This window comes from Arthrobacter sp. UYCo732 (assembly GCF_040547265.1).
Lineage (GTDB): Bacteria > Actinomycetota > Actinomycetes > Actinomycetales > Micrococcaceae > Arthrobacter.
This window is the reverse complement of record NZ_JBEPPJ010000002.1, coordinates 238,574-251,112: the sequence shown is the minus strand read 5'-3', so window position 1 is coordinate 251,112 and position 12,539 is coordinate 238,574. Positions and strand designations below refer to the sequence as shown.

13 protein-coding genes are annotated in these 12,539 nt (G+C 65.4%); all 13 read right to left on the bottom strand.

Annotation, left to right across the window (positions count from 1 at the left end; all coding sequences use genetic code 11):
* Positions 1 to 8: 8 nt before the first annotated feature.
* The 13 genes from ABIB45_RS04615 to ABIB45_RS04555 all read right to left on the bottom strand — a co-directional run bounded on the left by ABIB45_RS04615 (position 9) and on the right by ABIB45_RS04555 (position 12,412).
* Positions 9 to 536, bottom strand: a complete 528-nt coding sequence (locus ABIB45_RS04615; protein WP_354214765.1) for a hypothetical protein — start codon at positions 534 to 536, stop codon at positions 9 to 11.
* On the bottom strand, positions 536 to 832 hold the full coding sequence (locus ABIB45_RS04610; protein WP_354214764.1) for a hypothetical protein: 297 nt from the start codon (positions 830 to 832) through the stop codon (positions 536 to 538). The genes ABIB45_RS04615 and ABIB45_RS04610 overlap by 1 nt, the downstream gene beginning before the upstream one ends.
* A 113-nt stretch (positions 833 to 945) precedes the next feature.
* Complete coding sequence (locus tag ABIB45_RS04605; RefSeq protein WP_354214763.1) at positions 946 to 1,749, bottom strand: DUF2958 domain-containing protein; 804 nt, start codon at positions 1,747 to 1,749, stop codon at positions 946 to 948.
* Positions 1,750 to 1,831: 82 nt separating this feature from the next.
* A complete protein-coding gene (locus ABIB45_RS04600; RefSeq protein WP_354214762.1) occupies positions 1,832 to 2,713 on the bottom strand; it encodes a type II secretion system F family protein in 882 nt (293 codons plus the stop codon).
* Between the two features lie 38 nt (positions 2,714 to 2,751).
* Positions 2,752 to 3,681 (bottom strand): type II secretion system F family protein, encoded by a 930-nt coding sequence (locus tag ABIB45_RS04595; protein WP_354214761.1) that lies wholly within the window; start codon positions 3,679 to 3,681, stop codon positions 2,752 to 2,754.
* Complete coding sequence (locus ABIB45_RS04590; protein WP_354214760.1) at positions 3,681 to 5,063, bottom strand: TadA family conjugal transfer-associated ATPase; 1,383 nt, start codon at positions 5,061 to 5,063, stop codon at positions 3,681 to 3,683. Before ABIB45_RS04590 ends, ABIB45_RS04595 begins: the two co-directional genes overlap by 1 nt.
* Positions 5,063 to 6,253, bottom strand: coding sequence for a CpaE/TadZ family protein (locus ABIB45_RS04585; protein WP_354214759.1), 1,191 nt, complete (start codon positions 6,251 to 6,253; stop codon positions 5,063 to 5,065). The genes ABIB45_RS04590 and ABIB45_RS04585 overlap by 1 nt, the downstream gene beginning before the upstream one ends.
* Entirely contained in the window at positions 6,250 to 6,990 is a 741-nt protein-coding gene (cpaB, locus tag ABIB45_RS04580; RefSeq protein WP_354214758.1) for a Flp pilus assembly protein CpaB, read from the bottom strand. The genes ABIB45_RS04585 and cpaB overlap by 4 nt, the downstream gene beginning before the upstream one ends.
* A gap of 105 nt (positions 6,991 to 7,095) precedes the next feature.
* The gene (locus tag ABIB45_RS04575) at positions 7,096 to 8,079 is read right to left on the bottom strand and encodes a pilus assembly protein TadG-related protein (protein ID WP_354214757.1); all 984 of its coding nucleotides are present in this window, start codon (positions 8,077 to 8,079) and stop codon (positions 7,096 to 7,098) included.
* Positions 8,067 to 8,447: a TadE/TadG family type IV pilus assembly protein gene (locus ABIB45_RS04570; RefSeq protein WP_354214756.1), complete on the bottom strand. Its 381-nt coding sequence runs from the start codon at positions 8,445 to 8,447 to the stop codon at positions 8,067 to 8,069. Before ABIB45_RS04570 ends, ABIB45_RS04575 begins: the two co-directional genes overlap by 13 nt.
* A gap of 82 nt (positions 8,448 to 8,529) precedes the next feature.
* Positions 8,530 to 8,742, bottom strand: a complete 213-nt coding sequence (locus tag ABIB45_RS04565; RefSeq protein WP_354214755.1) for a Flp family type IVb pilin — start codon at positions 8,740 to 8,742, stop codon at positions 8,530 to 8,532.
* A 146-nt stretch (positions 8,743 to 8,888) separates the two neighbouring features.
* A complete protein-coding gene (locus ABIB45_RS04560) occupies positions 8,889 to 9,440 on the bottom strand; it encodes a hypothetical protein (protein ID WP_354214754.1) in 552 nt (183 codons plus the stop codon).
* 44 nt (positions 9,441 to 9,484) lie between these two features.
* The gene (locus ABIB45_RS04555; protein ID WP_354214753.1) at positions 9,485 to 12,412 is read right to left on the bottom strand and encodes a sigma-70 family RNA polymerase sigma factor; all 2,928 of its coding nucleotides are present in this window, start codon (positions 12,410 to 12,412) and stop codon (positions 9,485 to 9,487) included.
* Positions 12,413 to 12,539 lie beyond the last annotated feature (127 nt).

Here is a 12,539-nt window from a genome sequence, read left to right as displayed (position 1 = left end):
AAGCGCTCTCAGCCGTTCCCGGGTTCCCGGTCATGGAGCCAGCGGTCGTAACGTGCACCGCGCTCTTTCAGGAGCCTCGTGGTCCTGTGGATGATGACCCCGAGCAGCGGCGCGAAGACTGCCAGGGAGGCAAGGATCGGAAGGACGTCCGGTGCCAGGCCGCGCGGGGTCCCGAATGCGGCACCCAGAATGAGGAGCGCCATGACGACGTTGGAGACGATCACCACGCCCTTGTTGATGCGGATCGCCTGCTCGGCACGCGCCACGTCCATCGCTGGTTTGGGAATCTTCCGGGTGAATCGTTGCGGCGCCGAGGCCAGCCAGCCCAGCGCCGCGATGGCGGCCCCGAGGATGAACATGACGACGCCGATCTCCGGGTCGTTGCCGGTCAGCGCCGAGGTAAGAACATAGGCGGCACCGGAGGCGGCCAGAAGTGCGCCGTACCCCCAGGATGCCATGACCCAGGTCCGCCGGTGCGCGTAGGCAAGCGCATAGTTGTCTGTCGCCGGCTCGGTCCGGTTCGTGATGCCAAACATCAGTTTTCCATGATCCAGTTCTTGTCGAGTTCACCGCGGTGATATGCAATTTCGAGGGCTATGAGCACGCACTTGCGGCGGAGGAAGTCCACCTCCATTTGGCTGATGTCCGGCCTGTCAGCAAGCCGGACCCAGCGGGCGTACGCCATCAGGTCATCCGTGAAGTCGTGGGCTGCGGGCAGGGCAGCCACGTACTGGTCGGCCAGGTCATGGCAGGTGTAGCCCAGCCGGCCGTCCTGGACGAAGGACGTTTCGATGGCAGCGGCCAGCGCCTTGGTCTGGATGTCAGCGGTCACGGATTCTCCCCCGTTTGCTTGTGCGGCCCTGGCCTATCCTGCCATCACCTGGGCCACTGCATTCCCATACCCGACAGGAGCAGTGACGCAGCGGTCTCCGTCCTGTTGAACGATCAGCCGAGCGGGCGCTCCTGGGCCATCCAGTCGTCGACGACGCCGTGGATGTCCATGTTCCCGTCCCAGCCCGCTTCCATGTAGGCGTTGGCCGCGAAACCGGCGAATCGCTCCACGGTGTCCCTGTCTTCAAAGCCGGTCACTCCCAGCACTTCTGTGCCGTAGTTGTAGGCGTGGCGGTGGAATCCGTCCCAGAGCTTCCGGTCCTCCGGGCTCATCGGGTCCTCTTCGGCGGGCCCGTCCCATCCGAGATCGAAACGGTCATCCTCCTCGACCGGGTCGTCCCCGATCAGGGCGGCGAGCTTGTCCGCGGCTTCGTTGTCGGCCTTGGCTTTAGCGGCCGCCTCCTCGACGTAGCGGGGGATGCATCCCTTGGCGGGCGTTCCCGGCTTGAAGTCCAGGTCGCGTTCGATAGGGACACCGAGATGGCCCCGGAGGCGTTCGACTTCGTCGAGATCGATGTAGCCCCACTCACCGCCGTAGCCGAGGTCGGTGTACCCGAACGCCAGGTTCTCTTTGGGGTCGCGTTCGGCCACGTACCAGTCCATGCTGCCCTGGAAGTAGTGGGCCTGGATCGGCTTGTCGCCGAGTGGTCCATCACCGTCGGTGGCGTAAAGTGCCGGCCAACTGGCCAACTGCTCGGCCGGCGGATAGAAGTCGTGGCCGCGGATGTGGTGCAGCGTCTCGACGGGCCGTTCCGGGACCCGGATGCCAAGAGAAACGTCCGGCTCGGCATGGGCGGTCGGGGCGAACTGGCCGCCGACAGGGATTCCCTGCGGCTGGCGGGTGATGCTGTCGGTCATGATGCTCCTGGAAGAAGATGTCGTTACCCGGATTGTGTGCGGCGGGCGCGAGATGCGATCAGCTGCTGATGCGGTCCCAGTCCTAGCCGAACTGGCTCATGACGTTCAGGACCGCCGGCCCGAGCAGCGCGATGAAAAGAACGGGAAGGATGCAGAGCATCAGGGGGATGATGACCTTGACCGGGATCTGCATGGCCTTTTCTTCGGCACGCTGACGGCGTTTGAGCCGGATTTCCCCGGCCTGGGTCCGCAGCACCTTGCTGATCGAGATGCCGTAAATGTCCGCCTGGATGACGGACCGGATGAACGCGTCCAGGTCGGGGACGTTGGTCCGCTGCCCCAGCGCCTCGTAGGCTTCCCGCCGGGACCTCCCGATCTGCATGTCCTGGAGGGTGCGGACGAGCTCGTCCGCCAGCGGGCCTTTGCCTTTGTCGCCGGCGCGGGCCATGGCGGAGTCGAATCCGAGGCCCGCTTCGACGGCGATCATCATCTGGTCCAAGGTGTCTGGAAGTTCGAGCCCGATCAGGGTTTGCCGTTCCGGGCCGCGGCTTTGGAGCAGCAGGTCCGGGACGAAGTAGGCGGTGACGGTGACGGCGATGACCAGCAGCATCAACGGCGCCCCGGGGCGTCCGCTGTAGAGCAGCAGGCCCAGTAGCAGCGCCACGACAGCGAGCACTGGCTTGGCGGTAATTACCCGGTCCATGGGCCAGGCAGGGGGCCGTCCCGCGAGGGCGTGCAGGCGATCAAGCCGGGCTACGGCGCGTGGGAGGGTGAACCGGCGGGCAGTGGCCGCCAACGACCAGCCGCGCCCCTGTGCTGCGAGTTCAGCCGGCTCAGCGAAGCCTCTGAGCAGGTTCTCCCGGACGGTCTGGCGGCTCTTGTCGCGGCCCAGGAAGAGGCACCACAGAATCACCGGGACCGAGAAGGTGATGGCGCAGATGGCCAGGGTGATCGACGACGGCATGATGCTCCTTTCGCTGTGACCTGTGGGGCCGCGGGTGGTTAGAACTTGAAGCTGACAATCTTTTTGAGCCATAGTCCGCCGACAGTCATCATGAGCACGCCGGCACCGACCATGCCCCAGCCCATGACGCTCGAGCCGAAGCTCTTGATGTAGGACGGGCTGATGATGGCCAGGACGCCGATGATCATGACGGGCAGGGCCATGAGCACGTAGGCGGACATCTTTCCTTCGGCGCTGAGCGCTTTGACCTGCCGCTGGATCTGGTTCCGTTCCCGAATAGTGCGTCCCACCTGGTCCAGGACATCCGCGAGGTCGCCACCGACTTCGCGGTGGATGCCGATGGCTTGCGACACCCAGCTGAAGTCCTCGCTTTTCATCCGCTCCGCGGTTTGGTCCAGAGCATCGGTGAGGTCCCGGCCCAGGCGGGTTTCGTTCATGATCCGGGAGAACTCCTCCGCGGACGGCGACGGCGCCTGCTGGGAGACGGCGTCGATGGCCCGCTGCAGGCTATGCCCGGCCCGCAGTCCGCCGGACAGCAGCTGCAGGGAGTCATCGAGCTGGTCAGCGAACTTCTTGCGCCGCTTGCCTGCGAGTACGGAAAGGTACATTTTGGCCCCGAAGGCGCAGCTCCCGGCCCCGAGCAGTGCCAGCAGTGGACCCCCGACCAGGAGTCCGGCGATGGCCCCGATCAGGCAGGCGGCCGCGGCCAGGATCAGGAAGTCGGCCGGTGCGATGACAAGGCCTGCGTGTTCGAGCGCGACAGCGATGGCCCGGGTCCAGCCGCGCCGGTTCAGGATCTCTTCGATGGTGCTGGAGGTGATGCCGGTCATCCGGCTCAGCACGGAGGTCGCCTCGGTGTTTTCCGGCCGCCGCCGGTCTGCAGCCAGTTTCGGCTGCCGGGGTTTGAGGACGGTGAGCCCGAAGACCGCCAGTGCGGCGTAGCAGCAGATGAAGCCGAACAGGAGCATTACCTGCTCCCGGCAAGGGTTGGCAGGCCGAACACCGACGGGGAGAGCTTGATGCCCAGGTCGTTGAATTTGTCCGTGAACTTCGGCCGCACACCGGTGGAGACCGGCTTGCCCAGGAACCGCCCGTCCTCATCGACGCCAGCGCTGTAGTCGAAGACGAAGGCGTCCTGGAGGGTGACAACGTCCCCCTCCATGCCCTGGACTTCTGTCACGTGAGTGACGCGGCGGCTGCCGTCACGCAGGCGGGTCAGCTGGACGATGACGTCCACTGCGGAGGCGATCTGTTCCCGGACAGCCCGCAGCGGAAGGTCCATGCCGGCCATCAGGACGAGGGTCTCCATGCGGGAGATGGCGTCCCTCGGGGAGTTGGAGTGGATGGTGGAGAGTGACCCGTCGTGGCCGGTGTTCATCGCCTGAAGCATGTCCAGGGCTTCACCGCCGCGGCATTCACCGACGACGATGCGGTCCGGACGCATGCGCAGCGAGTTTTTGAGCAGGTCCCGGATGGTTACCTCGCCTTTGCCTTCGACGTTGGAGGGACGGCTTTCCAGGCGCACGACATGGTTCTGCTGCAGCTGGAGTTCGACGGCGTCCTCGATGGTGACGATCCGCTCCCCTGGCGGGATGAAGGAGGACAGGACGTTCAGCAAGGTGGTCTTTCCGGTGCCGGTGCCGCCCGAGACGATGATGTTCAGATGCGCCTTCACACAGGCATCGAGCAGTTCGGCCATTTCCGGGGAAATGGACCCGAAGCGGACCAGGTCGGCGGCCTTGAGCGGGTCAGCGGCGAACTTGCGGATGGTCAGGGAGGACCCGTTGACAGCCAGCGGCGGGATGACAGCGTTGACGCGGGACCCGTCTGCGAGCCGGGCATCCACCATCGGTGAGGATTCATCGATGCGGCGCCCGACGCGCGAGACGATCTTTTCGATGACCCGCCGGAGGTCCTCTTCGGATTTGAAGCGGGCCTCGCTTTCGGTGACCCTGCCGTTCTGTTCCACAAAGATCTGATCCGGGCCGTTGACCATGATTTCGGAGACGGTTTCGTCATTGAGCAGTTTCTGCAAGGGACCGTAACCCATGACGTCGTCGCTGATCTGGGTGACCAGGCGCTGCTTCTCGTCACCGCTGAGGGGAACACTTTCGGCGTCGACGATCTGGGTCAGCTCATCGCGGGCGTACGCCAGAAGCTCATCTTCAGCCATGGCAGGGTCGTTCAGGCGGCTGCCGATCCGTTCGAACAAGGCGTTTCCTGCCCGCTGCTTCAGCCCGGACAAGGCGTCCGCAGGCGGTGCCGTGTCCTTGACAGGGACGGCCGGGGCCGGCGGCGCGACGGCTGGGGTGATTCCGGCTGCGACATCAAGACGGTCGGCGAGGTTCACTACACACCCGCCCGTCGGTGCAGCCCTTTGCGCGGTGTTGCGCACTCGGGGTCGAAGCGGTCCACCAAACGACGGAGCGCCTTGGCGGCCTTGTCGCGGGACCTCTGATGCAGCAGCGGTTCGCCTTGGTTGGTTGAGTAGGCCAGGGCCTTGGATCGCGGAATGGCAAGGTTCACCGGGGCCCCGAGGGTGGCCTCGATGTCCTGGATGGACAGGCCGCTGTCCCTGGTTGCGTTGTTCACGACGAGGTGCCTTTTCTGTGAGGTCATGTGGAGTTTCTGGAGGACGTCCAGTTCTTTCCGGGCGCCGCGGACGCTGGGGACGTCCATGCCGCACAGGAGTACAAGGTCGGTTGCCGCCTCCAGCGCCGCCAGGGTGTGTTCGCCCAGGCCGGGCGCGGTGTCCACGACGACGTACCGGAACTCGCTGGCGAGCTGCTTGAGCATGTGGGTGATTTGATCCCCGCTGATGCGGTTGCTGGCAGCCGGATCCGCTGGCGCGCAAAGCGCGTAGATGGAGGCGGGGTGGACGCTGAGGAGAGTTTTCAAGACCATGGTGTCCTCTGCCGCGGCGCCGGTCACGGCGTCCTTCAGAGTGTGCTCGGGAACAATTCGCAGAACCGTGTCGACGTCACCGAACTGGGTGTCCAGGTCTACCAGGACGGTCGACATGGGCGCGATCCGGCCCAGCCCGACCGCGATGTTGGTCGCCACGGTCGTCTTACCGACGCCGCCCTTGGCTGCTGTCACGGTGATGACTTTCCCGAGGGGCTCGTCGGCTGCGGCGGACGGGGAAATACTCCGGCGCCGGCTGGTGGCGGCCTGGCATGCGCGTTCGAGCATGACCCGGATGGTGTCGGGGTCAGCGTCGGGGGCCAGGATGTCCCGGATGCCGGAGCGCATGGCTGTCAGTGTCAGGTCTGGATCGGCCTCGCGCACGAGGACGAGGCTGATGTCCGGGTGCTGGACGTCAAACGCCGAGGCCAGCCGCAACGAATCGTCGAGGTTGATGCCGGGGCCGAGCAGGATGACCTGGGGTGCGCCGTCGGTGACGGCCCCGAGAACCTCTTCCGGGGTCTTCGCCAGGGGCGTGCCGGGGAATGACTGCATACTGCCGGGAAGCCCGGAGATGGCCAGGCGGACCCGTTGGCCGAACGCGGCATCGGGAGAGACCATGACGAACCGGCTCATTTGTAGAAGCCGTCCTTGGTGACGACGGAGGTGCCGTCCGATGTGGCCGTGGCCGGCTCCTTGGACAGCCAGAGTGAACCGAATTCGGCCGCGAAGATGATGCGCTCGGCATCCGAAGCGGGCCGGGCCAGGGTGATGAGCATGGCACCGGCGGGAACGGGTGGTCCCGGGGATGCGGTCGCGGCCGCCTTGCCGGTCGGTTCGACGGGGGCGCCCTGAACGGTAGTAACCAGGACCTTCTGGAAGACCAGGTGCGTGGTGGGTCCGTCATGTCCGGCGCCTTCGGTGAAGGAGACGTAAACGCCGACGGTATCCCCGGCCGCGAGCTGGCCGCCGACAACACGGTCGGGTCCGAGCTGGATGGTGATTTCCTGCATGCCCTCCGGTACGGGTGCGGTGCCGGGAACCAACAGGGACGCCGGGTCCACCATGCGGCCGTCAAGCAGTTGCTCCCCGGGCAGGAGCGGCGCGGAGGTGACCCTCCCGGTCAGGGTGCTCAGGTCGGTGACTGCGCCCGGGGCTACTGCTGACGCCGGGATGGCGGCCGGCTTGATGAACTTGGTCAGGTCGGTCGCGGGAGTGTTGGCCGGAACGTTCTTGTCCACGACGTAGATGTTCGTGATCGCGGCCCCTTTCAGCGCCCGCTGATCAGCACCCTGGACGTAAGAGGTCACGGCGACGGTCCCGCTGATTGCGAGCAGGAAGGCGGCGGCACCACCGATGAGTCGGGTTTTCAAGCTGGGAGGCTCCTCTTCAAGATCCAGGCGTCCACGGAAAGCAGGCCTGCACCTACATGTGTGCGGACCTGGAAAGAAACGTGCCCGCCCGGGCTGCCGGTGTTCCTATTCGCTGAGCGTGACGATGCTCGCGCCGAGGTCAGGGCCGACACCGGTGAACTTGTCGTCGAGGGAGACGAAGCTGACGAACTGGCCGATGATGCCTTTGCAGTCGCCCTTGCAGTTGGCTCCGGTGTAGCTGGTGTTCTGGTAGCTGAAGCCGGGAAAGTTCCACCCCAGCAGTTTGAATGCTGCCCAGCCGGTGATCTTGTACCAGCCGCCGGACCCCGAGCCGCTCTTATCGCTGTAGACGGGCAGCAGGACAGTCTTTCCTGCTGATGCCGTCAGCACGGCCGCGCACCCGTCGGGGAGGCTGATTCCGGTATCGCTGGCCATCATGGCGTTGATCGCGATGTCCACATTGGTGCCACAGACCCCGCTCGGGGTGGCCAGCCAACCGAAGCCGCCGGGGAGCTGCTGACCGGAAGGACTGGTACTGGAACACGATGTTCCGCCGCTGTCGCCGTGCCGGCTGATGACCTGGATGGCGCCGTCGAGTTTGAAGTTGCAGGGGGCGAACACCAGCGGCAGGATGGCCGGACCCCGGGCGGGGCTGCCCCATCGTGCCGTGGACGTCGCACTGACTGTGTCGGTCTCGATCCCGAGGACGGGCGCGAAGGTCAGGGCCAGGGAGCCTGCATTGGTTTTGCCGTCCTTGGTCGTGGTTTGTACCTTGACGGAGTTGGCTGTGGGGTAGGTCAGGGAGGAGACGGTGGAGGCGCCGTCATTGGAGTTCGCGTTCGCCAGTTCCTGGGCGGCCGGCAGTTTGAGGGCCGGGTTCGTGCAGGTGCGGGACTTGCTGCACTCCTGGGAGATGGCCAAGGCGGCGGCGTCCGCAGCTGACTGGAGCTGGGCCCGTTCGGAGTACAGGGCGCCTGTGTCGATGGCGATCGCGGCGAAGCCCAGGACCCCGACCATCGCGAAGGCCACGATCACCGCAGCGGCTCCGCGCTCATCCCTGGTTCGGGGAACCCGCTTCAGCCACCGCACCGCATGACCCCTTTACCTTTGAGATCGACCCCGTCGGTGAGGAAGCCGGTAATGAACTTCAGCCGGTAGGTGACCGTGACTGTGACGTTGGCCCCGGGAGTGCAACTGGCAGGGGTGACTTGGATCTGCCCTTTGGTCAGTTGCGGGTTCAGTGCCGGGGATGCCGTCTGGACCGCTGTCTGGGCTGTGGCGACGTTGCCCTGGATGGACATCACCCTTGCCCCTTCGCGGGCTGCCGCCGTCACGGTGATCTGGGCGTTGTAGGCGCGTCCAAACTCCATGATGCCCAGGAGTACGGCCACGAGGATGGGGAGGATCAGCGCGAACTCCACAGCGACCGAGCCGCGCTCGGATCGGAGATGCTTCATGGCTGGATTCCTGTCCCACACAAATCTGCCCCGCGGCCGCCATCTAAGCAGCCACGGGGCAGATTCATTGTTGTCGAGCGGACTATGCGCCGGCCGGTGCGCCCGGGAGGCTCTCGGTGACGTTCGTGAAGAGGCCTGCGAGCTGCGGGCCGAGGATGACGAGGGCGGCGATGATGCCGACGGCGATCAGTCCCACCAGCAGGCCGTACTCGACGGCGGTGGCGCCAGACTCGTTGGAGAGACGCTTCTTGGTGTCATTGAGGAAGGAGAAGAGGGTGGCGAAGAGCGGGTTCATGGGTTTCCTTAGAACGGGATACTGCGGACGTCGTGCGATGAGGTGCGCCGCCTTGCACTTTCCGGTGCGGAGCTTCTGCCTCTCACCACTAGAAGTGGCTGGCCGCGCAAAAAACTTGAGTAAATCTTGATCTTTCTTGAGAAACCTCAGGCAGCGAGGCTGAGCGCAGGCAAATGGGCCTGCCTGTACGCCGCCGCCCACGCCTCAATCGGAGCGATCAGAGCAGGCTCACCGGGGCCGCCGAGGAGCCCAATACGTTCGAGCCGGTTCCAGACCCGGAACCCATACGGGCCAGTGTCGTCCTTGACCCAGTTCAAGGCTTTGGAGACCATGGCGAACTCCGCGACCGGCTCGACCGGAACCGGCCAGCGGTCCGGCGCCACGCACGCGAGCCAGCGCACCTGGTGGGCGCGGGCACCCAGGATGGGGACCATGCCGAGGGCGTATTCCTTGTCGCCGTGGCCGGCCTGGACGACGGAGCCGGCGACAGCGGTGCGGATCGCACCGCCCATGTTGTCCCAGGCCTTCACCTGGATGGCGGCGTCGGCCAGGACGTATAGGTCACCGACGTCCTCTTTACGTCCTGCGCCAAGGAAGCGCATCGCCTTCTCCAGGGCGAACTCCGGAAGCAGGTTCACCAGGACGGGTACCGACTCGCGTTCGAAGCGGTCGCCTTTGTCTTTTGAGCTGTTGGCCATGCCGGTCCTATGCGGTTCGGTCGCTGACGGCCCTGCTGGCGAGGTCAGGCAAATGGATTGTCATCGTCCCGCACCACAGCGGCGCCGCGGTTCGGCATGAGTTCTGGCCCGGCAAATGGGTCCGTATCGTCAGGCACGGCCACGACGTCGGGGACGGGATCCGCCGTCGGCTCGGGCAGTGTGACGGTCTGCAGCATCGTGTCCTGCTTTGATTCCCAGGGGGCGATCTTGCCCTTGCGCCATGAGACGTCGATCGCATCGAGGTCGGCGAGCCTCTCCCGTGTGAGGTTTCCCAGGCGCAGGTCGTTGCGCTGGTTGTTGATCCATGTGCCCAGGTTGTGCCCTGATTCGACGTGCTTGGTGGGCACCAGGGCGTGTCCTTCGCGGGCCACGTAGGCGGAGAGTCTGGTCAGCGCCAGGTCCCACTTGGCCTTCCGTTTATCCACGGCAGTCTCTTTCGGCTTCTTGGCTGACTGCTTGGCGGGCTTGGCCTTAGCCGCTGTGGTGGGCTCGATCTTCCCCGTCCCGGCATCTTTCCCGCCGACCTCAAGGTCGGTCTTGCCGTCGAAGAATTCCCGCAACCGGCTGGTCACGGCGGGGGCACGAAGGGCGGCGAAGGCCTTCGTCTCGATCTGGCGGATGCGTTCGCGTGTGACACCGTACATCTTGCCGATCTGATCCAGCGTCAGGCACTCACCTGTGGTGAGGCCGAACCGGTATGCCAGGACCCCCGCTTCCCGTTCGGTGAGCAGGTCCAGGGCTCCATGAACGGTGTCCCGGAGCTGGCCGAGCACGGCCGCGTCGAAAGCGGTTGGCTCATCCGGGTCATAGAGGCTCTCGCCCAGCGGCTCGACGCCGCCCTTACCGTTGGGCACCTCCCAGTCCAGGGAAGCCGGGGTCACCCGGTGGCGGCGGACTGCTGTGATCTCCTCAACGGTCTTGCCGGCGGCCTCCGCGATTTCTTCGATGGTGCCTTCCCTGCCCTTGTTCTGCAGGAAGTTCCGTTCGGTGAGGAAGACACTGGTCATTTGCTCGTGGAAGTGGACCGGGATCCTAATTGTTCGGGACTGATCCGCGATTCCGCGGGTGATGGCCTGGCGGATCCACCATGTCGCGTATGTTGAGAACTTGAATCCCTTGGTGTAGTCGAACTTCTGCACGGCCCGGTAGAGCCCGGTGTTGCCCTCCTGAATCAGGTCAAGGAAATCCATGCCACGCCCGGTGTACCTCTTGGCGATGGACACGACCAGGCGGAGGTTACCGTTCACCAGGCGGAGCACCGCGTGACGCCCTTCGGCGGCAATGGCCTCCAACTCGAGGACGGCCCGGCGGCCCTCGGGGCGTGCGGTCGCCAGCATGTGCTCTGCGTAGAGGCCGGCTTCAACAGATTTGGCGACGTCGACCTCCTCTTCGGCGGTCAACAGGTCGAATGCCCCGATCTGTTCGAGGTAGAGGCGGACGTCGTCATTGATGCTGCCTTCGAGGACCGGCTCGTCGGACCAATCCCCGTCCTCCCTGTCGAGGATGAACGGTGCTGCCGGTGGCTTGGCCACAGGGTCCTTTGTCTCGTCGGGCTCTTCGGGCACCGGTGCGGTAAAGGCGAGGAACTCTTCGATGGACTCGACGTCGGTCTCGATCCGGAACGTCCCGTGCCGGCGGGCGTAAGGCAGGACGGCTCCGAGGTATTCGTCGCCACGCACTGCCGGGTCTTCGACGGTGTTTCTGGAGTAGAGGACGACGAACCGGCCGGCCCGACCGTCGGCTTTCTTGCGGATGACCCGCCCCAACCGCTGGACCAGCTGGCGCTGGCTGGATGACGCGGCAACCATGATGCCCAGGTCCGCCTCGGGAACGTCGATTCCTTCATCCAGCACGCGCGGGGCGGTGAGAACTTTCGCTGTGCCGCCACGGAAGCTGCCCAGAGCCACAGAACGCTCGTCCTTGCCCATGCCGGACATGACAGTGGTTGCCGGGTTACCCATGGCGGCGCAGACCTGCGCCGCTGAGAGCGCGGACTTCTTCGTCTGAGTGAACACGAGGGTGGGCCCGGATGCGGTGATGGCAGGGTTCAGTGCGGCCAGTGCCATGCGCTTGGTGGGCGTCTCGGCCAGCAGGTTCTGCCTACCGGTCATGGCGGCCATGTATTTGCGGGCCAGTGACGGACCCGGGGAGTCGACCTTGCTTTCGGCCAGACGGGCCACCGCGGCAATGAACGGCGGGAACGGGTTCCGCGGCAGGTGGAGGTAGATTTCCAGGGGCACGGCGGCCTTGGCCATCGTTTCGGTGAACGCGTCGTATTCGTCACGCTCAGCGGGAGTCAGTTCTACGCCGACCATGGCGACGTCGAACGGGGCGATGATCTTCTCCGCCAGGGCGCGGTCGTACCAGAGCCGGAAGACGATGTCCCCGAAGAATGGTGCCAGCCGGACGAGGTGTTCGCCGTCGGCCCGTTCGTAAGTCGCGGACAGGCCAAGCCGCCACGTGTACCCGGTCTCCAGCGCCTCGGCGAACATCGGCGCCGCGTAGCGGTGGCATTCGTCTGCGATGATCAGGCCTGCCTTGTGATCCCGCAGCGTCTGGCGGGTCGCCGCCGAGTGAACGATCGCGACCAGGACATCAACAGTGTCCAGGCTGTCGTGGCGGTGATCTCCCAGGGCGCCGCGACGGGCACCCGGAAGGTCCTTGGCGAGGGAGCGCAGCCACTGGGTCTGAAGTTCGGCCGTGGGGACGAGGACCAGCACCTTGAACCCGCGCCGGATGGCTTCGAAGGCGGACGCGATCCCGACACGGGTTTTGCCTGCCCCGGTGACCGCTTCGATGACGCCGCGCCGGCCTGCGGCACGCCAGCTGTCCATCGCTTCCTGCTGCCAGGTGTAAAGGCCGGGGTAGTCATCGGCGGCCGGGATGTGCCGTTCCGAGGGGACAGCAGAAAGTGCGGCTTCGTTCGGCCGCTGGGTCAGGGCAGTGTTCATGCCTTTGAATGTGTGCGGCGAAGCCCCTCCGCGTGCCCGGGGCACCGGAGGTTCGGGTCGTCATGGCCGTGGCCGGGGTTGGCAGGGCAAGGGAAGACGATACTTGGCCTATGATCTAAATCCGCGC

Excerpts from the sequence above, each read along its gene's own strand:
- ABIB45_RS04595 (WP_354214761.1), bottom strand. The coding sequence starts at position 3,681 with ATGCTCCTGTTCGGCTTCATCTGCTGCTACGCCGCACTGGCGGTCTTC.
- ABIB45_RS04560 (WP_354214754.1), bottom strand. The coding sequence starts at position 9,440 with ATGGCCAACAGCTCAAAAGACAAAGGCGACCGCTTCGAACGCGAGTCG.
- ABIB45_RS04605 (WP_354214763.1), bottom strand. The coding sequence starts at position 1,749 with ATGACCGACAGCATCACCCGCCAGCCGCAGGGAATCCCTGTCGGCGGC.
- ABIB45_RS04600 (WP_354214762.1), bottom strand. The coding sequence starts at position 2,713 with ATGCCGTCGTCGATCACCCTGGCCATCTGCGCCATCACCTTCTCGGTC.
- ABIB45_RS04615 (WP_354214765.1), bottom strand. The coding sequence starts at position 536 with ATGTTTGGCATCACGAACCGGACCGAGCCGGCGACAGACAACTATGCG.
- ABIB45_RS04565 (WP_354214755.1), bottom strand. The coding sequence starts at position 8,742 with ATGAACCCGCTCTTCGCCACCCTCTTCTCCTTCCTCAATGACACCAAG.
- ABIB45_RS04585 (WP_354214759.1), bottom strand. The coding sequence starts at position 6,253 with ATGAGCCGGTTCGTCATGGTCTCTCCCGATGCCGCGTTCGGCCAACGG.
- ABIB45_RS04555 (WP_354214753.1), bottom strand. The coding sequence starts at position 12,412 with ATGAACACTGCCCTGACCCAGCGGCCGAACGAAGCCGCACTTTCTGCT.
- ABIB45_RS04570 (WP_354214756.1), bottom strand. The coding sequence starts at position 8,447 with ATGAAGCATCTCCGATCCGAGCGCGGCTCGGTCGCTGTGGAGTTCGCG.